Consider the following 19,435-nt stretch of genomic DNA (forward strand, 5'->3'; position numbering starts at 1 on the left):
CTGCGGATGCTGGCCGCCGACGTCGAGGACGCCCGGCAGGTGCGCCGGACGGCCGCGCTGGCGGGGATCCCGGTGGAGCCGGTGGAGCTGCCTGCGGATGCGCCTGCCGGAGGGCTTCAGCTCAGCGTGTGTCTCAATGCGCCCTCGGCGATGGTGTGTCTTCCGCCAGTGGGGACCGTGGAAGAGGCGTTGGAGGCAATCAGCCCAGCAGGGCGAACATGATGGCGATGTAGTGGCAGATGAACCCGATGAGCGTGCAGGCGTGGAAGAGCTCGTGGAAGCCGAACCACTGCACGGAGATGTTGGGGCGCTTCAGCGCGTAGAACACGGCCCCGGTGATGTAGGCGGCGCCGCCGGCGCAGATGAGGATCGCGGCTACGAGGTCGGCGGCGAAGAAGTCTCCCAGGAAGACGAGCGCGGCGAGCCCGAGGATCACGTAGACGGGGGTGTAGAGCCAGCGGGGCGCCGACGTCCAGAACAGTCGGAAGGCCACGCCGCCCAGTGCTCCGACCCACACGCCGATCAGCAGGATGAGGTCCTTCGGGGCAGGCAGCAGCGCCAGGGTCAGGGGCGTGTATGTCCCGGCGATGATGAGCATGATGTTGGTGTGGTCCAGGCGTTTGAGCAGCAGCTTCGTGCGCGGGGACCAGCGGCCCAGGTGGTAGGTGGCGCTGACGGCGAAGAGCAGCAGCCCGGTGATCGCGTAGACCACGGAGGCGGCGCGCAGCGTCCCGGTGGGGGCCAGGGCGATGAGCACGATTCCGGCGGCCAGGGCGAGCGGGACCATGCCGGCGTGGAGCCAGCCGCGCATCTTCGGCTTCAGCGGCATCTCGGAGTCGAACAGGCGATCGACCGGTGCGACTCCGCCGCTGGGCTGCGCGCTGCCGGAGCCGTGTGCGCCGGCGGGCCGGTGGTGGTCGTCGACGCGGGCCCGGCGGGCGTCGAGGTCAGACTGCGGTGCCATGGAACCAGTCTAGTGACCCCAAGTGACCAATGGGTAACTTTGTGTCGAAGGGCTCATCTCGTGGGACAGGACGGCGTGCCGCGGCGCTGCCGAGTCTCAGGGATCTGCCGGTGACTCCTCGTCGAGGCCCTCATGCATCAGGATGTGCTTGGCCGCACGGTCGGCCCGGAGCGCCAAGCCTGCCATGACCGCCCCGAAGGCGGCGATGCAGGCTCCGGTGTACCACCCCTCCACGCCCGCCGGGAGCGGGCGTCCTGTGCTGTACAGCATGACGCCCACGGTCAGCGAGGCGGCGCTCGTGCCCACCGTGGCCCAGCTCCAGGGGAGCGCCGCCGCATGGGCGGTCTCCCAGGCCTTCTCTGATGCGGTCGTGGCCCAGGTGCGGATCCCGATGAGGTCGTTGCGCGGCCCGGAGCGGCCGGTGAAGCAGACGACGACGATCAGCAGCGAGCAGTGGAGGAGAGCAGCGGGGGCGATGAGTGCTGTTCCGTCCATAGGGCGATGCTACCGGGTGGGCTCCTGCGGTGACCTGGGATGACGTGGGCGGATGGGCATCGGCGCCCTGCCGATCAGTGCTCCGCCTCCACGGGGGCGTCCACCGCCCGCCACGGCTGGGACCACGGGCGTTCGGCATGCTCGCTGCGCCCGGGGACATCGACGACCACCTCATCCTGGCCGGTCGTCGGCCACAGCACGGTGGCCACCGCCCAGGCGCCGACCTCGGCGTCGGCATCGTGGCCGAATCCCCGATCGCCGGCGATCACCCGCCAGGGGTCGCCGTGCTCGATGATGAACCCGTCCCTGTCGGAGCCTTCGACGTGCTCCGTGCTGCCGAGCTCCAGCGGGAACTGCCGCTCGTCCCCGACAAGAAGCGTCAGCGCGTCCACCTGATGTCCTGGGCTGTAGGGGTTGTCGTGCCCCTCGTGCATGCCCAGGTCCCCGAAGCTCAGTGCCCAGGCCAGCGGGCCGGCGTGCTCCTCGCCGTCGAAGGGTTCGGTCACCTCCACCCGCACACGGCCGACCAGCAGGTCGCCGGCGGGGCGGACCTCTTCCACGGTGACCTCCACCGCACCCCCGTGGGGGCCGCTGACAGTGATCGGCTCATCGCGGTGCCCACTGGTCCGTCGGTGGGCGGGAGTTCGGTGACGTCGTCGTCGCCGCTCGTGTCGCCGTCGTCGGACTCCTCGGACGGGGAGTCGGCCGCGAGGCCAGGGGTGTAGTGCAGTTCCACCCGCCGGTTGAGGGCCCGACCCTGATCCGAGTCGTTGCTGGCCACCGGTTCGTGGAAGGCTCGGCCGTCGGTGCTGACGGTGAAGTCCTCCAGGTCGGTCAGCTCGCCGAGCCGCTGGTGCACCGCCTCGGCCCGATCCTCGGAGAGCTGCTGATTGTGCTCCAAGGAGCGTACGTCGTCGGTGTGACCGATGATCTCGAGCTCCCCGCCGTCAGCACGCTCGAGCTCTTCGGCGGTGGCCTGCAGGGCGGCGTCCGCGTCGTCGGTGAGCGTGTGCTCGTCGATGTCGAAGAGGATGTCGGAGTCCAGGGTGATCGTGGTCTCGTGATCGGACTCGCGGATCTGGACGTCGCCGTCGGCGAGCTCCCGGTGGACCTGCAGGTCCCAGGTGGTCTCATGGACCTCCACCAGCTCGCTCAGCGCATCCTGCACCGGAAGGTAGTCGGAGGTGTCCACCTCCTCGGCGTCGACGATCCCGACGTCTTCGATCAGCCCCAGGTAGGGCAGCAGCACAGCCGTGGCGTCGGTGCCGGGGTCGCGGTGGACCCCTGCCCAGCGGACCGGCCCGTCTCCGGCCCGAGCGCTGGCCTGTTCGACGTCCGCCAGGTGTTCCTCGGAGGTGCCGTCGGTCGCGTAGGCGGGGAAGGACAGCGTCATCGCCTCGGTGTCCACCACGCGCACCTCGTGAGGGTGCACGCCGTAGCGCTCCAGGTGGTACTCGCCGTCGGGGGACGTCACCTCATAGGTGATGAGTCCGTTGAGCAGTCCGTCCTCGTCCTCGCCGGTGGGGACACGGACGAAGGGGTGGACCACGACCCGCAGATCGACCTCCTCCATGGCGTCGAAGTTCCACACGGTCTGCTCCACCACCACCGGCTCCGTGAGGTCCGGCTCCTCGTCCTCCTCGTCGGCGTCGTCGGCGTCGTCAGGATCCTCGGTCGGTTCCTCGGTCGGTTCCGCGGTCGGTTCCGCGGTCGGCTCCTCGGTCGGCTCCGCTGGCGGCGGGGTGCTCTCGGGGCCGCAGCCCAGGGCCAGCAGGATGACCGCCGACGACGGCGGCATGCCGCAGCGATCCGCCGCGGGACCGGGCAGACCTGGGCAGCGGTTTCTCACGGTCACGGGGGTGGTCACTGCGCTGTGCCATGGGGATCAGCTGCTTCCGTCTGGTCGCCAGTCGTGAGTTCACTATCGCAAATACTCCACGGGGTGTCAACGGATCAGCCGTACTGAGCGGTACCGTGGTGGAGCACGAGACGGCGCTGACCGATGGAGGCCGCATGGGGCTGAGGAATCTGGCCTACAGCATGTACGAGTCACGGCTCAGCCGCGCCCTGCCCAGGGACAGGATGCCTCAGCACATCGGAGTGGTGGTGGACGGCAATCGCCGCTGGGCCAAGCTGGCCGGCACGCCGACCGCCGACGGGCATCTCGCCGGGGCCAACAAGATCGTGGAGTTCATCGACTGGTGCGCCGATCTGGGGATCCCGACGGTGACTCTGTACATGCTCTCCACCGACAACATGAACCGTTCCGCCGACGAGCTCGACCAGCTCATGGAGATCATCGGCGACACGCTGGACCGTCTCGCCGAGAGTCGCCCCGGCGGCCGTCCGGTCAGGGTCCACCCGGTGGGGGCTCTGGAGATGCTGCCCGAGCCGCTGGCCGCCCGGCTGCGTCAGCTGGGCGAGCGCAACGCCGCGGCAGCGGAGCCGGTGTCGGAGGCCTCCGGAGGCAGGGGCGACGACACCGATGCCGGCACCGGCGCTGAGGCCGAGACTGTCACGACCCGCACCGGCAGCATCCGACGCATCGTGCGGCGGAGCCGGGAGCAGGCCCCGGTGGTGCACGTCAACGTCGCCGTCGGGTACGGGGGCCGACAGGAGATCGTGGATGCGGTCAAGGACCTGCTGCGTGATGCCGAGGCCGCGGGGCGGGGGCTCTCCGAGGTGGCTGAGGATCTGACGCCCGGATCCATCTCTCAGTGGCTGTATACCCGCGGACAGCCTGATCCGGAGCTGATCATCCGCACCTCGGGGGAGCAGCGGCTCAGCGGCTTCCTGATGTGGCAGTCCGCCTATTCCGAGTTCTACTTCTGCGAGGCCCTGTGGCCGGACTTTCGCCGCGTGGACTTCGTCCGCGCCCTGCGTGACTACGCCCAGCGACAGCGCCGGTTCGGCAGCTGAGGGCCCGGCCGTGACGACGCCGTCGCACAGCGTTCACCGAATCGTCATGTGACACTCCGCACAGCTGACGCGCTCAGGCCCCACCCAGCCCCTAGTCTGGGGACTGTCAGGTATCTGACCGGGAAGGCCCACACATATGCCGAGTGGCAGCAGGGGTCGGTCCGGCCCCTGGTGGGGGTCGAACCGCAGCCAACGTCCGACCATCGATGCGGGAACACCTGAGGTTCCGTCGACGTGGACGTCCACGCTCCTGGTGAGCGCCGTGGACGACCGCACGGCGGGGCCTCTTCTCGTTTCCGGACTGGAGTAACCGTGGCCGTCACCACTGAAGTCCCAGCACCTGCCGAGCACTCGGCCGACTCTGTCGCCCAGGAGGTCGCCCAGAAGTCCTATGTGCTCGACACCTCGGTCCTGATCTCGGACCCGAAGGCGATCCTGCGGTTCGCCGAGCATGAGGTGATCATCCCCGTCGTCGTGATCTCCGAGCTGGAGAGCAAACGTCATGACTCCGATCTGGGCTACTACGCCCGGTCCGCGCTGCGGCTCCTGGACGACCTGCGTGTCGCCCACGGGGCGCTGAACCAGGCGATTCCGCTCAACGAGGAGGGCGGGCACCTGATCGTGGAGCTCAACCACATCTCCCTGGACGTCCTGCCCCACGGGTTCCGCGGCACGGACAACGACTCCCGCATCCTCGCGGTGGCGAAGAGCTTCGCCGATGAGGGCCGGGACGTCACCGTGGTCTCCAAGGACCTGCCGATGCGGGTCAAGGCCTCGGCCATGGGGCTCGAGGCCGATGAGTATCGGAACGAATGGGTGACCGACTCGGGATGGACCGGGCTGGCGGAGATCGCCGCCACCGAGCAGCAGGTCTCCGAGCTCTACGCCGGGGAGCGGATCGACCTCGAAGAGGCCTCCGACCTCCCGGCGAACACCGGGCTGATCATCTCCTCCGGCAGCGGCTCGGCGCTGGGCCGTGTCAAGGCCTCGGCCCGTGAGCCGTTGGCGGACGAGCCGCGGGCCACGCATGTGGAGGTCGTCCGCGGGGACCAGGAGGTCTTCGGCCTCCACGGCCGTTCCGCCGAGCAGCGGTTGGCCATCGACATGCTCATGGACCGGAGGTCGGGATCGTCTCAATGGGGGGTCGCGCGGGGACGGGGAAGTCCGCGCTGGCCCTGTGCGCCGGATTGGAGGCGGTTCTGGAGCGCCGCGAGCACAGGAAGATCATCGTGTTCCGGCCGCTCTACGCCGTCGGCGGCCAGGAGCTGGGCTACCTGCCCGGCACCGAGGCGGAGAAGATGAACCCCTGGGGCCAGGCCGTCTACGACACCCTCGGAGCGCTGGTCAGTGAGAACGTCCTCGAGGAGGTGACCCACCGGGGCATGCTGGAGGTGCTGCCACTGACCCACATCCGGGGGCGATCACTCCATGATGCCTGGGTGATCGTGGACGAGGCCCAGTCGCTGGAGAAGAACGTGCTGCTCACCGTGATGAGCCGCATGGGCCAGAACTCCAAGATCGTGCTGACCCACGACGTCGCCCAGCGCGACAACCTGCGGGTGGGCCGGCACGACGGCGTCGCCGCCGTCGTCGAGCTGCTGAAGGGCAACCCGCTGTTCGGCCACGTCACCCTCACTCGGTCGGAGCGCTCACGGATCGCCGCGCTGGTCACCGAGGTGTTGGAGACTCCCTGAGAGGCGAACCCTCCCTCATCCGGATCAGGCCCGGGCCGCACGGTCGGCTCGGGCCTGCTTCGTGAAGAAGAACGCCACGACGACGCCGGCGACCGCCCCGGCCAGGTGTCCTTCCCAGGACACCCCCTGGCCTGAGGTGATCGGGAGCATGCCCAGTATCAGGGAGATGCCCTGGAAGAACAGCACGAACAGGGCGCAGACGACGGCGAGCACTCGGCGGGTCATCAGCCCATAGGCCACCAGGAACGCGGCGAACCCGTAGATGACCCCGGAGGCGCCCACCTGCAGCGGTGTGATGCAGGCGTCGAAGCCGTCGGGGTGGTTGCAGATCCAGTTGCTCGCCGGGCGTCCGATCAGCCAGAGCAGGGAGCCGGAGATCAGCCAGATGCTGGTCATCACCAGCAGGAAACGCCGCACCAGCAGGGCGATGAGGCCGCCCAGCAGCAGCCAGGACATCGTGTTGCCCATGACATGTCCGAAGCCGCTGTGCAGCAGGGGAGTGAAGAGGATGCCGGAGAGCCCGTCCAGGGTCCGGGGCCGCAGCCCGAAACTGCGATTGAACCAGTCGCCGGCCGCGATGCTGATCAGCCAGACCGCCCACATCGCCAGTACCGGGACCACCACGGGCGCGAACGTGCGCACCAGGTGCCGCCGGGCGTCCTGCCACAGGGTGCCCCAAGAGTCGCGGCCCTGCGGCTCGCCCGCCGGTCCCCTCGACGCGGAGATGTCCCTCATGCTGCCTCGCTCCCTGAGCTCGCTGCCGGTCCCGTCACCGTCCTGACCTGGTCTCCATTGTAGGGAGCGAGGGTGACGGAAAGTCTCCTCGCTCAGCCCTCGGGCGTCGGTGCCGGCAGTTCCTCAAGTTCTCCTGGGTTCTCTGTCGCTGCTGCGGCAAGTTCTTCAGATGAGTACACCTCGTCGCCGCGGGCCTCGTCGGGTCGGGATCGGTACTGGGGTGCAGGCGGGGTCCATGTCCGTTGCCGTTGGTGGATCATCGCGTAGAACTCGTCGAGCGCCACCATGACCGAGTTGATGAAGGAATCCTTGCCCTTCGTGGTCTTCTGCAGGCCCAGGTGGCTCATGCGAGAGACGGTGAAGCTCGTGATCTCAGGGAAGTCAGCAGGGAGCGCCTCCTTGGGATCGTGTCGAAACTCCTCCAGGGGTGCCGCATGACGTCGGCGAGCTCCATGGGCTTCCACGACGACGTCTGACAGGTCGTCATCGAGCGGGCGGAGGAGCCAGTTGATCCTGGTGACGTTCCTGGCGTGTCCCGACGCGGGAATGTCGTCGAGATGTGAACCTGTCGGGCTCTCAGGTCGCAACGGATGTCCACGTCGCTGATAGTCCCAGGAATACGGATCGTGGCGGAGAAACTAGCCTCATTCTCAAGCTCTGATGCCAGTTGGGCTGCCCGGGCGTTCGGATCGTCGCGCAGTTTCCGAGGCAGTCGCGGAGCGACGTCGACTCCCAGGCGCTGTCCGAGCTTGAGGCAGCTGTAGCGGATGAGTCCGTCGAAACGTGTGGCGACATCAAGTACCTCGGAATCGTTGCGACGGATGAGTCCTGTCTTCACACACTCCGTCACGCCGGTCCAGGAGGGGCCCATATCGGTGAACTCGAGTGCTCCGGAGTTCTCATGTTCGAGGTAACGGATGAGCTCGCCGAGAATCCACTGCTGTTCATTGTCTTCGATTCCACGGACTTCCCGCTCCATGATGGCGATAGAGATGAGTCGGACCCAGGAGAAATGGAAGACAGGAACAGCCCTGAGCTTTCTACCGTCGAGAGACAGCGGGTGTGCTCCCTGGATGGGCGGGATCTCGTTGGAGATGGTGATGACGGCGTCGAACCCGTTCTCCTTGGCCACTTCCATATAGCTTTCGACCTGGCCCTTCTCGAGAGGGTTCGCCTGGGTCTTGACCTCGACGAGAGCAGTCCAGACCGTCGTCCCCCGTGTGACGCGGATCAGTCCGTCGGGTCGCGGTGTCCGTTTGGACTTCTTGTCCTCGAAAGCGACTTCGACGAAACACTCGACGTTGGCGCGCACCCGGCCCAGCGGTGCTCCGCACTGCTTCAGCACGGCATGGGAGAAGCTGGGAACGATGCTCAACACAGCGAGCAAGGCTGAGGTGGCTCTGACTTCTTGATCGGTTGATCCCTTGATTCCGGATGTGGGAATCAGTCGTGCTTCACGCCATGCTTCGCCCATGATGGACCCCTCAGACAATTCAGTTCGTCTCACGGAGATAGTGATTCAGGGTACAGGATTGACGATGTGGTGGACAGGGGTACGGAGGGCGCTCACGCGTCGAACGCTGTCCTGGGTTCAGACTGTCCCACGGAGGCCACCAGCTCGGCGGCGAGGTTCCGCAGCTTGACGTTCCGATTGTTGGAAGCCTTCTGCAGGATCGTGAATGCTTCTTCCTGGCTGCACCGGTTCTGGGCCATGATCACGCCCACCGCCACGTCGATGACGGTCCTGGACTCCATCGCCCGGCGACGGTCTGCGGCCTCCTCGGCCTCTCGGGCGATCCTGACCGCCACGGACAAAGCTCGAGAGGCCAGCGCGGCGTGGTCACGGGCGCGCTCGACGTCTGCGTCTCCGAATCCGGACGGCTCCGGCGTGTAGAAGTTCATGGCCGCGGCCCCGGCCCCCTGCAAGGTGAGCGGCACGGCGAGGATGCTGCGGAGGCCCGTCTGACGCACAGCCTCCATGTAGGCGGGCCAGCGGGTCTCGTAGCGGACGTCCGGGACCCGGATGAGGGTCTCAGTACGCTGAGCGTCGAGGCAGGGCCCTTCGTCGAAACCCGCCTGGGTCTCATCGAGCGTCTTCGCGTGAGGGCTGCTCCACACCACCACCACATTGCGACGATCCCGCTTCAACAGGACTCCGCATTCGGTGGCTCCCGGGACACCGACTTCGACGGCGGACAGGCGCGCCAGGTCGTGGAGGAAGCCGGACATATCGTCGTTCTCGGCCAGCAGGTCGTAGAGCCTCTCCGCCGGGGAGGCGGGGCGGTCGTCCGGTGTCATCGCAGGTCCTCTCGGCGTGGGGGTCCTTCCCGCGGGCGTCGGCGCAGATCCGCCCAATATAGGCCACGATGCGGCCAGCGGGAGCGTCTGACGGCCGGATACCCCTCGGCGGCCGACAGACCCTTCCAAAGAATGCATTCCCTATGATTCATTGGTAGTCGGGTCTAGCAGCAGGCCCGTCTTCTGCACCGTCCGAGGAGTGGATGATGCACAGCCCTCTTGACATCGATGTCGCTCCCGACAGCCTGCGCGGGGCCCTGAGGATCAGGGTCCGTGGAGCATTGACGGCGCGGACCGCGCCGCGGCTGATCACCTTCCTGGAGCGCCGTGCCCACCTGCCCGACAGTCCCGAGCTGGTCGTGAGCCTCTGCGGTCTCGACGAGGTCGACCCCGACGCCCGGAACCAGGTCATGGACCATGTGGCCGAGCACAACGCACGCGCTGACGTGCCCACGATCAGCCTGGACCTTCCGCTGCCCGACGACGCTCCCGCGCAGTGGGACGAGTCCTCGCCTGCGACGGAGTCGACCGGACGCCAGGGCACCACCGTGCGGGAGGTCATGGTGCCGATCGGTGCGACGATCTCCTGCACCCAGACGCTGCGGGAGGCCGCCGACCGGATGCCCGAGCAGGGATGCCTGGTGGTCCTGGGGCTGGCGCACCAGCCGCAGGGCGTGATTCCCCGCGACCGTCTCCACCGACTGAGACAGTCTGAAGCTCCGCAGTGGCGGCACAAGCTCTGCGCCTCCGCGGAGGAGGCCTTCGTCGGGGAGGTCTCGGTGGACTCGGCCCCGCCTCCCGACGGCGTCGCCGGACCGCTGGTGGTGCTCGACGGGGACGAGCCCGTCGGCGTCGTGTACGTCGAGACGGCCCGGGTGTCGGGATCACCGACGGGACGAGCTCGATGACGACCAGCTGCTGCCGATATGTGACGGCCCGGCGGAGCGGCCCACTGGTCTGACAGGACGGACCGTCCACAGGCCGGCGGTGACCGGTTCCACCGGCGAAGGGATCCTCCGTAGGCTGGAGAGGTGATCCTCTTCATCGGTGACCTCATGACCTCGGGGTCTGGTGCGGAATTCCTCGCCGGGGCGCTGCTGCTCCTGGGAGGTGCCATCTTCGCGGTGTGCGCGGTGGCGCTGAGCTTCATCGACCTGACCGAGCACCGCCTCCCGAACCGCATCCTCTACCCGTGGGCGGGGGTGACCACCGGGATCCTGATCTTGGTGGCCCTGCTGCTCGGTGATCTTCCCGGGCTGCTGCGCGGCGTGGCGGCAGGGCTGCTCTGGGGGTTCGTGTTCCTCCTGGTCCGACTCGTCCACCCGCCGTCCATCGGCATGGGGGATGTCAAGCTCGCAGTCGTGCTGGGCCTCTACACGGGCTTCCTCGGCTGGGTGACCGTCGCCGCCGCCGTCGTGCTCTCCTTCGTCCTGGCCGGGGTGGTGGCCATCATCCTGCTGATCACCCGCCAGGCCGATCGGCGGACCAGGATCGCCTTCGGCCCGTTCCTGATCATCGGCACGGCGCTGGCGCTGATCGGCAGCTGAGCGGCTACGCTGGCAGCCGATGGCACCCACACCTGACTTCATCCGTGACCTGCGTACCCACATCGGCACCGCTGATCTGTGGATCCCTGCCGTCAGGGGCGTGGTCGTGCGCCGGCACGACGGCGGCGCCCCGCTGCAGGAGCCGGAGGTGCTGCTGGTGAAGCGCAGCGACAACGGCGCGTGGACCGTCACCTCCGGGATCCTGGAGCCCGGCGAGCAGCCCGGCGAGGGCGCGGTCCGGGAGATCGAGGAGGAGACGGCGGTCGTCGCCCGTCCGGTGCGGGTGGCCGGGGTCTTCGCCACGCACCTGGTGCAGTACGGCAACGGCGACCGCTGCCGCTACCTGGACACCGTCCTGGAGATGGAGCCGGTCTCGGGCGATCCGCGGGTCAACGACGACGAGTCGGTGGAGGTCGGCTGGTACCCGGTCTCCGCCCTGCCGGAACCGCTGGCCGAGGATCAGCGGATGGTCATCGGGTGGGCGCTCGACGACGGCGCCCCGGCCCGGCTCCTCACCGGCTGAGCTCGGCGAAGACCTTCCCCGGATTCAGGATCCCGGCGGGGTCGAAGAGCTCCTTGATCTGCCGCTGCAGGGCGAACTGGTCGGCGCCGAGCTCGTCGACGAGCCACCGGCGCTTCAGCAGTCCCACACCATGCTCCCCGGTCAGCGTGCCGCCCATGGCCAGCGCCATCTCGAAGATCCGTCCGGCGGCCTCCCAGATCCGCTCCGGCACACGGTGGCCCTCGAAGGAGAACGTGGGGTGCAGGTTGCCGTCGCCGGCGTGGGCGGCGGTGGGGATGAGCACCCCGCAGTCCTGCTCGATGCGACGGATCTCGGCGAAGGCGTCCGCCATGCGGTCCAGCGGCACGGCCACGTCCTCGATCAGCGGAGTGCCGCGGGCCTCCAGCGCCGGGAACATCTGCCGGCGCAGCCCGAAGAGACGCTGCGCCTCCGCCTGGTCGCGCGCCACCTGGACACGGCCCCCATGGGACTGCAGGATCGTCGCGCAGGCCTGCAGCTCGGCCGCGGCGGACTCTCCGTCGCACTGCAGCAGCAGGAACGCCTGGCCGCCCTGCGAGGGGTCCTCACCGGTGAAGGAGGTCAGGGCGTCCAGGCAGGGCCGATCCAACAGCTCCATGGCGGCCGGGATGTGACCCGCGTGGACCAGTGCCGAGGAGGCGGCCGCGGCGTCGACGATGCTGCTGAAGGTCGCCGTCAGGGTCGGGGTCTCCCCGCTCACCGCCGGACGCAGCTTCAGCGTGGCCTCCACGATGATCCCCAGCGTCCCCTCCGATCCGATCATCAGGGCGGTGAGGTCGTAGCCCGTGACGCCTTTGACGGTGCGGCGGCCGACGTCGAGCCGGCGCCCGTCGGCCAGCACCACGGTCAGCCCCAGCACGGACTCCCGGGTCACGCCGTATTTGGCGCACAGGAGCCCACCGGCGTTCATCGCGATGTTGCCGCCCACCGTGGAGATGTCCTTGCTGGCCGGGTCCGGGGACCACCACAGGCCATGCTCGGCCAGCTGCGCGTCGAGCCGCCCGTTGATCACCCCGGCCTGCACGACCGCCAGCCGGTTCTGCGGAGAGACCTCCAGGACCCGGTCCATCCGCTCCAGGCTCAGCACGATCTCCCCGTCACCGGCGGTGGCGCCGCCGGCCAGCCCGGTGCCCGCCCCGCGGGCGACCACGGGCGTGCCGTGGGCGCTCGCGGTGCGGCACACGTGCAGCACGTCCTCGACGCTCTCCGCGAGGACCGCCGCCACCGGAAGACCCTCGCCCACATGACCGGACCGATCCGCGGACAGGGCCCGCAGGGCCGCCGGATCGGTGGTGACCCGTCCGGGCAGTGCGGCCTCGAGCTCGGCGACGACGACTGCGGACATGACAGGGCCTCCTGGAGGGGCGAGTGGGGATCGGCGCGGTGGGGATCAGCCCGGCTGGGTCATGGACTTCACGTCGAGGGCCTCGTCCAGCTGCGCCTCGGTGAGCTCGCCGCGCTCCAGGTAGCCCAGCTCCACCACGGCCTCCCGGACCGTCACCTTGTTCTTGACCGCATGCTTGGCGATCTCGGCGGCGGCCTCGTAGCCGATGTGCTTGTTCAGCGGGGTGACCACCGAGGGGGAGGCGCCGGCGAGGAAGGCACAGCGCTCCTCGTTGGCGGTGAGCCCGGAGATCATCTTGTCCGCCATCACGTAGGAGGTGTTCTTCAGCAGCCGGACCGACTCCAGCAGGTTCGCCGCCATCACCGGGATGCCGACGTTGAGCTCGAAGGCCCCGTTGGTGGAGGACAGCGCCACCGTGGTGTCGTTGCCGATCACCTGGGCGCACACCTGGATGGCGGACTCACAGATGACCGGGTTCACCTTGCCCGGCATGATGGAGGATCCCGGCTGCAGGTCCGGGATGGCGATCTCGCCGAGCCCGGTGTTGGGGCCCGAACCCATCCAGCGCAGGTCGTTGTTGATCTTGATCAGCGAGTAGGCGATGTTGCGCAGCTGACCGGAGGCCTCCACGAGCCCGTCCCGGTTGGCCTGCGCCTCGAAGTGGTCGCGAGCCTCGGTCAGGGGCAGGCCGGTGTCCTCGGCCAGGTGGGCGATGGCCTTCTCCGCGAAGCCCAGGGGGGTGTTGATGCCGGTGCCCACGGCGGTGCCGCCCAGCGGGACCTCGGCCACGCGCGGCAGGGAGGAGTCGATGCGCTCGATGCCGTAGCGGACCTGCGCCGCGTAGCCGGCGAACTCCTGGCCCAGCGTGACCGGGGTGGCATCCATCAGGTGGGTGCGGCCGGACTTCACGACGTCGGCGAACTCGGCGGCCTTGGCCTCCAGCGCCTCGGCCAGGTAGGCCAGGGCGGGCTTGAGGTCGTTGATCAGCGCACCGGTGGCGGCCACGTGCACCGAGGTGGGGAAGACGTCGTTGGAGGACTGCGAGGCGTTGACGTGGTCGTTGGGGTGGACCTCCTTGTCCGAGCCCTTCTCCTGCAGCGCCTGGTTGGCCAGGGTGGCCAGCACCTCGTTGGTGTTCATGTTGGAGGAGGTGCCGGAGCCGGTCTGGAACACGTCCACCGGGAAGTGCTCGTCCAGCTCACCGGAGGCCACCTTCTCGGCGGCGCCGGCGATGGCCTCGGCGAGCTCGCCGTCGAGCACGCCCAGCTCCTGGTTGGCCAGGGCGGCGGCCTTCTTCACCCGGGCCAGCGCCTCGATGTGGGCGCGCTCCAGGGTGCGTCCGGAGATGGGGAAGTTCTCGACGGCGCGCTGGGTCTGGGCCCGGTACAGCGCGTGGGCAGGCACCTTCACCTCACCCATGGTGTCGCGCTCGATGCGGTATTCGGTCTCAGCAGCAGAGTTCTGGGTCATGGGCCCATTCTATGGACGCCGGTGAGGCTCCGCGTCGAGCCGTCGCACTGTGAAGCGCGTCGTGTGATGTGCTCAGACTTCGCCGGTGGTGCTGACCAGGTCCGCGCGTCCCTCGGCCAGCCGGTAGGTCACACCGATCACCGCGGTGCGGCCGTCCTGGACGGCCTCGTAGATGGCGCGGGAGTGCTCGGTGATCCGTGAGACCGTCTGCTTCACGTGCTCCTCCACGGTCTCGTTGACCGTGGTCAGTCCCTGGCGCTGGGCGGCCAGCACGGAGGGCGTGATGCGCTCCACCAGGCTGCGCACGAATCCGGTGGGGGTGGTGGCCGAGGCTGCGGACTCCATGGCGGCGGTGACGGCGCCGCAGGAGTCATGGCCGAGCACCACGATCAGCGGCACCTCCAGCACGTCCACGCTGTACTCCAGGGACCCCAGGACGGCGTCGTCGATCACCTGGCCAGCGGTGCGGACCACGAACACGTCGCCCAGTCCGACGTCGAAGATGATCTCCGCGGCCAGACGCGAGTCCGAGCAGCCGAAGATCACCGCCATCGGGTGCTGGCCGTCGGTCAACGAGCTGCGGCGGGCCGCGTTCTGATTGGGGTGTGCGACCTCCCCGGAGACGAAGCGGGCGTTTCCCGCCTGCAGTCGTTCCCAGACGTCTGCGGGGCTGGGGGTGGGGGAGGCACTGGCGGCGTCGGTCATCGTACTCCTCGGAGGTGGTGGAGATGCTGGGCGGGCAGGTGCTCTCAGACTAGGGCAGGGCGGATCACTGGTCTGTGTCGGAGTCCTCACCGGTGTCGGCGCCGGGGCTGGGGTCGGTGTCGTCCCGGGGGTCTTCGCCCAGGGACGCCACCACGGCTTCCAGGGCGAGGTCGAACTCCTCCTCGGAGGCGTCTCCGCCGATGACCACGGTGGTGCCGTCGACGTCGTTCTCCTCCTCGGTGAGGACATAGTAGGTGCGGTCACGGTCGCCGTCACGGACCTCGAACTCCAGGCCGTCCACCGTGTGCGTGCCGGCGGGGGAGGCCTGCCGGGTCTCTTCGGCGATCCAGGTGGGGTTGCCCTGGGCGGTCTGGGCGAAGCCGATGAAGTCGACCGCGTCGGTGGTGTAGCCGACCTCCCAGACGGGCACACCGTGCTCCGGCCTGGTCTCCCAGCGGGCGTAGTTCGCGGACCATCCCTCCGGCACCTCGGGGGCCAGGGGTGCGAAGGTGGCGACGTCGGCCACGTAGGCGGCCTCCTGGTGGACGTCCTCGTCCCGCTGGTAGGGCTCCACGTCCGGCTCAGGGTTCATCATGTAGAACGCGGCGACCGCTCCGACCGTCACAGCCATGGTGATGATCATCGCGATCATCGGCTGCGAGATCCGCTTCGACTGGGCGGGGGTCAGCTGGGGCTTGGGCGGGGTAGGGGCCTGGTCCTGTTCGCGTTCTGTCACCCGCCCATTGTCCCAAAGTTCTGCCGGTGCTCCGTCCACCTGACCGTCAATGACGGGCGGGAAGCTCCTCGGCCAGCACGGCATAGCCGACGCCGTCCTGCCAGCCGAGGTCCCGGTGCAGCGACTCCCGGACCGTGGAGGTCTCCCGGCGCATGCCCAGGGCCTCCATGAGCCGCCAGGAGCCGGTGTTCTCGGCGAAGCACCCGGCATGCATCCTGCGGACACCCAGGTCAGCGGCCAGCTCCAGGAGAGCCCGTACCGCCTCCCGGGCGTATCCGTGCGCCCGGTGCTGCGGAGCGAGGGTCCAGTCCAGCTCGACCTGCGTGCCCCTGGCTTGAGCGGCCGCCTCCTGCTGGGCCCAGCCGTCCTGCAGCCGCGCCCCCACATCGCCTACGAGCCCACCGTCGCTGCGGCGTCGCACGGTGAACTTGGAGCCCTGGGGCAGCCACCGGTCGCAGAGCTGCTCCGGGGCCTCGTACCGGCGGGACATCCAGTGGGTGGTCTCCGGCAGGCGCCAGTACTCCCAGACCTCGTCGAGGTCGGCGGCCGTGAACGGGCTCAGGGTCAGCCGCTCGGTGAGCACAGGGAACGCCGTGCCTCGGGCCGCGCAGAGCTCGTGGAAGGTGCGCTGAGAGGTCGTGTCCGCGGTCATAGGTGTCAGCCTAGCGCCGTACAGTGGTGCTGATGAGTCAGGATCAGCCCGACGACGCAGCACCCGACGACGCAGCACCCGCACCTGTGGGCAGGACCGGCCTGCAGTGGGGCACCTATCTGCGCAACACGCTGCTCGTCCTGGTGCTGCTGCTGATGCTCTGGCTGGCCTTCAACGTGCGGCTGCCGTCCGTGGACGAGCTGCGTGCGGACATGGAGAGCCTCGGCTGGGCGGTCTGGATCGTGTTCGTGCTGCTGTACGCGATCGTGGCCATGACTCCCATCCCGGTGACGATCATGGCGGTCACCGGAGGGCTGCTGTTCGGCATCGTGGAGGGCAGCGCCCTCTCGGTCATCGGCGTGTTCATCGGCTGCTGGGGCGCCTACTGGCTGGCCCGGGCGCTCGGACGCGCCACCGTGGTGAAGATGCTGGGCACCCACGCCGACACCGTGGAGCGGCATCTGGGCGACGCCGGGTTCCAAGCGGTGGCCACGCTGCGGCTCATGCCCGGCCTGCCGTACTGGCCGGTCAACTACGGCTCCGGCGCGTTCGGAGTCTCTCAGCGGGACTTCCTGGTGGCGGGGCTGATCTCCACCGTCCCGGGGCAGGTGTCCCTGGTCGCCGTCGGCGCGTTCATCTCCGAGCCGGGCGTGGTCCCGGCTGCGGTGGTGCTGTGCGCCTGGGCGGTGGTGGTCACCATGACCATCTGGGCGCTGCGCGCCTGGAAGGGCACCTCATCGCGCCCGCTGCCGGGTGACCGGTTCCGTCGACGCAGCTGAGGCCGCCTCGGCCCGGCGCACGACCTGCTCGGCGTGGCGGATCAGCGGCAGGTCCACCATCGCCCCGCGGAACCGGAAGGCACCGCCGTGGTGGGGCACCTGCGCCAGGACGGCGCGGGCGTGCTCCAGCTCCTCGGCCGTGGGCGCGTAGGCCTGCCGGATCAGCGGCACCTGGGACGGGTGGATGCAGGCCTTGGCCGCCCAGCCGCTGGCCACCGCGTCGGCGGCCTCCTCCGCCAGGCCCGTGACGTCGTCGATGTCCGCATAGATCGCGTCGATCCCGGCGGCGCCGTGGGTGGCGGCGGCGAGCAGCACCTGGGCGCGGGCCTGCCGGGCCACGTCCCGGTAGCGGCCGTCCGCGCGCCGGGAGGAGCTGCCTCCGAGGGAGGCGATGAGGTCTTCGGCGCCCCACATCACCGCCACCACCTGCGGGTGGGAGGCGATCTGCTCGGCCCGGGTGGCGCCTGCGGCGGTCTCGCACAGCGGGATCAGTCCGACCCCGGGCAGCGCCTCAGCGGCTGCGGCCACGTCCTGCGCGGACTCGGTCTTGGCGAGCATCACCAGCTCCACCGGGCTGCCGGCCAGCAGAGCGACGTCGGCGTGGAAGTCTTCGGTGTCAGCAGGGCTGATCCGCACCACCGTCCGGGCCCGCAGGTCTGAGCCCTCCGGGCCGGCCAGCGTATCCAGGTGCGCACGCAGGTGATCTCGAGCCGCGGGCTTGTCCGGCTCGGCGACGGCGTCCTCCAGGTCGAGGATCACCGCATCGGCCCGCTCGGCGGCCTTGGCGTAGCGTTCGGGACGATCGGCCGGGCAGAACAGCAGGGTGGGCCCGGCGGTGAACGCCCGACCGCTGACCTCACGACGGCGGCTCATGCGGATCCTCCTGAGGTGCCTTCTGCTGTGCCGGACCGGTGGGCCTCCTCGGAGACCCAGAGCATCACGGAGCGGACGCATTCGGCCACCACGGTGCCCTCCTGGTTGCGGCCTCGATGCCGGATCCGGGCGATGCCCTGCCCGGGACGGGAGCCGGAGGGGCGCGTGTCCAGGATCTCCGACTCCGAGTACAGGGTGTCGCCGTGGAACAGCGGATGCGGGAACGAGACGGCCTCGAAGCCGAGGTTCGCCACGATGGTGCCCTGCGTCAGCTGCGCCACGGACGCGCCGACCAGCGTGGAGAGGGTGAGCATCGAGTTCACCAGGGGCCGGCCGAAGGGCTGCTGGGCGGCCCAGTGGGCGTCCAGATGCAGGGACTGGGTGTTCATGGTCAGGGTGGTGAACCCGACGTTGTCCGCTTCGGTGACGGTGCGTCCCGGTGCGTGCCGGTACACCGCCCCGACCTCGATCTCGTCCAGGTAGAGCCCTCGCTGCTGGATGATCCGCTGCTCGCTCATGCGTCCAGCCCCAGGCTCCGGGCGATCAGCATCAGCTGCACCTCGGTGGTGCCCTCCCCGATCTCCAGGATCTTGGAGTCCCGGTAGTGCCGGGCGACGACGGACTCGTTGATGAACCCGTAGCCGCCGAACACCTGGGTGGCGTCGCGGGCGTTGTCCATGGCGGCCTCCCCGGCGATGAGCTTGGCGATGGCGGCCTCGGTCTTGAAGGGACGGCCCTCCAGCATGCGGGCCGCGGCGTCGTAGTAGGCCAGCCGGGCCGAGTGCGCCCGGGCCTGCATGCGGGCGATCTTGAAGGAGATCGCCTGGTTGGTGCCGATCGCGGCGCCGAAGGTCTCCCGTTCCTTGGCGTAGCGCGCCGCCTCGTCCACACAGCCCTGGGCCGCGCCGGTGGCCAGGGCGGCGATCGCGATCCGGCCCTCGTCCAGGATCCCCAGGAAGTTCGCGTAGCCGCGGCCGCGCTCGCCGAGCAGGTTCTCCTGCGGCACGCGGACCCCGGACAGGGTCAGCGGATGCGTGTCCGAGGCGTTCCAACCGACCTTGTCATAGGCGGGCTCTGCGGTGAACCCGGGAGTGTCGGTGGGCACCAGGATCGTGGAGATCTCCTTCTTGGTCCGGCCGTCGGGCAGCTGCTGCTCCCCGGTGACGGCGGTGACGGTGACCAGGGAGGTGATCGTGGTGCCGGAGTTGGTGATGAACTCCTTGGTGCCGTCGATGACCCACTCGTCGCCGTCGAGGACCGCCCGGGTGCGGGTGCCTCCGGCGTCGGAGCCCGCCTCGGACTCGGTGAGTCCGAACCCGGCCAGCCGTCGCCCGCTGGTCAGCTCCGGCAGCCAGCGCTGCTTCTGCGCCTCGGTGCCGAACCGGTGGATGGGCATGGCCCCCAGAGAGACGCCGGCCTCCAGGGTGATCGCCACCGACTGGTCCACCTTCGCCAGCTCCTCCAGCGCGAGGCACAGCGCGAAGTAGTCGCCGCCCTGACCGCCGTGCTCCTCGGGGAACGGCAGTCCGAACAGCCCCATCTCACCCATCTGGGCGATCACCTCGTAGGGGAAGGAATGGTCGGCGTCGTGCCCCGCAGAGACGGGGGCGACCACCTCCTGGGTGAAGTCGCGGACGGCCTCCTTCAGGGCCTGATGCTCCTCGCTGAGCACGTGGTCCATA

At 69.2% G+C, this 19,435-nt stretch carries 21 protein-coding genes and 2 pseudogenes; 7 read left to right on the forward strand and 16 right to left on the reverse strand.

Annotated elements, in window-relative coordinates:
• Positions 1 to 222: hypothetical protein (locus tag BCY76_RS18135; RefSeq protein WP_170922662.1), on the forward strand; the 222-nt coding region annotated here is incomplete at its 5' end.
• Here BCY76_RS18135 and trhA read toward each other — a convergent pair.
• The 4 genes from trhA to BCY76_RS10675 form a co-directional block, all read right to left on the reverse strand.
• Entirely contained in the window at positions 200 to 829 is a 630-nt protein-coding gene (gene trhA / locus BCY76_RS10660; protein ID WP_070161640.1) for a PAQR family membrane homeostasis protein TrhA, read from the reverse strand. The genes BCY76_RS18135 and trhA overlap by 23 nt on opposite strands.
• Before the next feature lie 231 nt (positions 830 to 1,060).
• Positions 1,061 to 1,459 carry an SdpI family protein gene (locus tag BCY76_RS10665; protein ID WP_070161633.1) on the reverse strand — a complete coding sequence of 133 codons (399 nt, stop codon included), beginning with the start codon at positions 1,457 to 1,459 and terminating at the stop codon, positions 1,061 to 1,063.
• A 74-nt stretch (positions 1,460 to 1,533) separates the two neighbouring features.
• Positions 1,534 to 2,019, reverse strand: coding sequence for a hypothetical protein (locus BCY76_RS10670; protein WP_139827740.1), 486 nt, complete (start codon positions 2,017 to 2,019; stop codon positions 1,534 to 1,536).
• The gene (locus BCY76_RS10675; RefSeq protein ID WP_085437651.1) at positions 1,962 to 3,257 is read right to left on the reverse strand and encodes an OmpA family protein; all 1,296 of its coding nucleotides are present in this window, start codon (positions 3,255 to 3,257) and stop codon (positions 1,962 to 1,964) included. Before BCY76_RS10675 ends, BCY76_RS10670 begins: the two co-directional genes overlap by 58 nt.
• Before the next feature lie 284 nt (positions 3,258 to 3,541).
• On the opposite strand from BCY76_RS10675, the pseudogene uppS reads away from it, so the two are divergent.
• Together uppS and BCY76_RS10685 are read left to right on the forward strand one after the other, a co-directional pair.
• A pseudogene (gene uppS / locus BCY76_RS18615) lies at positions 3,542 to 4,378 on the forward strand (polyprenyl diphosphate synthase); the annotation flags it as partial.
• 393 nt (positions 4,379 to 4,771) lie between these two features.
• Positions 4,772 to 6,072, forward strand: a pseudogene (locus BCY76_RS10685) (PhoH family protein).
• A 24-nt stretch (positions 6,073 to 6,096) separates the two neighbouring features.
• On the opposite strand, the gene BCY76_RS10690 reads toward BCY76_RS10685, so the two are convergent.
• The 4 genes from BCY76_RS10690 to BCY76_RS10705 form a co-directional block, all read right to left on the reverse strand.
• A complete protein-coding gene (locus BCY76_RS10690; RefSeq protein WP_083277691.1) occupies positions 6,097 to 6,807 on the reverse strand; it encodes a rhomboid family intramembrane serine protease in 711 nt (236 codons plus the stop codon).
• Between the two features lie 92 nt (positions 6,808 to 6,899).
• Entirely contained in the window at positions 6,900 to 7,154 is a 255-nt protein-coding gene (locus BCY76_RS17590; RefSeq protein ID WP_139827741.1) for a hypothetical protein, read from the reverse strand.
• Positions 7,151 to 8,281 carry a hypothetical protein gene (locus tag BCY76_RS17595; RefSeq protein WP_139827742.1) on the reverse strand — a complete coding sequence of 377 codons (1,131 nt, stop codon included), beginning with the start codon at positions 8,279 to 8,281 and terminating at the stop codon, positions 7,151 to 7,153. Before BCY76_RS17595 ends, BCY76_RS17590 begins: the two co-directional genes overlap by 4 nt.
• Positions 8,282 to 8,373: 92 nt before the next feature.
• The gene (locus tag BCY76_RS10705; protein WP_070161624.1) at positions 8,374 to 9,105 is read right to left on the reverse strand and encodes a GAF and ANTAR domain-containing protein; all 732 of its coding nucleotides are present in this window, start codon (positions 9,103 to 9,105) and stop codon (positions 8,374 to 8,376) included.
• A 203-nt stretch (positions 9,106 to 9,308) separates the two neighbouring features.
• Here BCY76_RS10705 and BCY76_RS10710 point away from each other — a divergent pair, with 203 nt between their 5' ends.
• The 3 genes from BCY76_RS10710 (at position 9,309) to BCY76_RS10720 (ending at position 11,175) form a co-directional block, all read left to right on the forward strand.
• Positions 9,309 to 10,013 (forward strand): hypothetical protein, encoded by a 705-nt coding sequence (locus BCY76_RS10710; protein WP_070161622.1) that lies wholly within the window; start codon positions 9,309 to 9,311, stop codon positions 10,011 to 10,013.
• A gap of 123 nt (positions 10,014 to 10,136) precedes the next feature.
• A complete protein-coding gene (locus BCY76_RS10715) occupies positions 10,137 to 10,652 on the forward strand; it encodes a prepilin peptidase (RefSeq protein ID WP_237090101.1) in 516 nt (171 codons plus the stop codon).
• Positions 10,653 to 10,671: 19 nt separating this feature from the next.
• Entirely contained in the window at positions 10,672 to 11,175 is a 504-nt protein-coding gene (locus BCY76_RS10720) for an NUDIX hydrolase (protein ID WP_070161620.1), read from the forward strand.
• Here BCY76_RS10720 and BCY76_RS10725 read toward each other — a convergent pair.
• From BCY76_RS10725 to BCY76_RS10745, 5 genes are all read right to left on the reverse strand, one after another.
• Entirely contained in the window at positions 11,165 to 12,538 is a 1,374-nt protein-coding gene (locus BCY76_RS10725) for an FAD-binding oxidoreductase (protein WP_085437653.1), read from the reverse strand. The genes BCY76_RS10720 and BCY76_RS10725 overlap by 11 nt on opposite strands.
• Positions 12,539 to 12,583: 45 nt before the next feature.
• On the reverse strand, positions 12,584 to 14,008 hold the full coding sequence (locus BCY76_RS10730; RefSeq protein WP_070161618.1) for a class II fumarate hydratase: 1,425 nt from the start codon (positions 14,006 to 14,008) through the stop codon (positions 12,584 to 12,586).
• A 72-nt stretch (positions 14,009 to 14,080) separates the two neighbouring features.
• The gene (locus tag BCY76_RS10735) at positions 14,081 to 14,713 is read right to left on the reverse strand and encodes a carbonic anhydrase (protein WP_070161616.1); all 633 of its coding nucleotides are present in this window, start codon (positions 14,711 to 14,713) and stop codon (positions 14,081 to 14,083) included.
• A 64-nt stretch (positions 14,714 to 14,777) separates the two neighbouring features.
• Positions 14,778 to 15,449, reverse strand: coding sequence for a DUF4245 domain-containing protein (locus tag BCY76_RS10740; protein ID WP_070161613.1), 672 nt, complete (start codon positions 15,447 to 15,449; stop codon positions 14,778 to 14,780).
• Positions 15,450 to 15,495: 46 nt separating this feature from the next.
• Positions 15,496 to 16,101, reverse strand: coding sequence for a GNAT family N-acetyltransferase (locus BCY76_RS10745; RefSeq protein WP_085437655.1), 606 nt, complete (start codon positions 16,099 to 16,101; stop codon positions 15,496 to 15,498).
• Positions 16,102 to 16,133: 32 nt separating this feature from the next.
• On the opposite strand from BCY76_RS10745, the gene BCY76_RS10750 reads away from it, so the two are divergent.
• Positions 16,134 to 16,880: a TVP38/TMEM64 family protein gene (locus BCY76_RS10750; RefSeq protein ID WP_237090102.1), complete on the forward strand. Its 747-nt coding sequence runs from the start codon at positions 16,134 to 16,136 to the stop codon at positions 16,878 to 16,880.
• Here the strand turns inward: BCY76_RS10750 and BCY76_RS10755 are convergent.
• The 3 genes from BCY76_RS10755 to BCY76_RS10765 are packed head-to-tail and all read right to left on the reverse strand — an operon-like array spanning position 16,836 to position 19,434.
• Positions 16,836 to 17,753 carry an HpcH/HpaI aldolase/citrate lyase family protein gene (locus BCY76_RS10755; protein WP_070161612.1) on the reverse strand — a complete coding sequence of 306 codons (918 nt, stop codon included), beginning with the start codon at positions 17,751 to 17,753 and terminating at the stop codon, positions 16,836 to 16,838. The two genes, BCY76_RS10750 and BCY76_RS10755, sit on opposite strands and share 45 nt — an antisense overlap.
• Positions 17,750 to 18,271 (reverse strand): MaoC family dehydratase, encoded by a 522-nt coding sequence (locus tag BCY76_RS10760; RefSeq protein WP_070161610.1) that lies wholly within the window; start codon positions 18,269 to 18,271, stop codon positions 17,750 to 17,752. Before BCY76_RS10760 ends, BCY76_RS10755 begins: the two co-directional genes overlap by 4 nt.
• Positions 18,268 to 19,434, reverse strand: coding sequence for an acyl-CoA dehydrogenase family protein (locus BCY76_RS10765; protein ID WP_070161608.1), 1,167 nt, complete (start codon positions 19,432 to 19,434; stop codon positions 18,268 to 18,270). The genes BCY76_RS10760 and BCY76_RS10765 overlap by 4 nt, the downstream gene beginning before the upstream one ends.
• Position 19,435: the final 1 nt, after the last annotated feature.

Source organism: Nesterenkonia sp. PF2B19 (assembly GCF_001758425.2).
Taxonomy (GTDB): Bacteria; Actinomycetota; Actinomycetes; order Actinomycetales; family Micrococcaceae; genus Nesterenkonia; species Nesterenkonia aethiopica.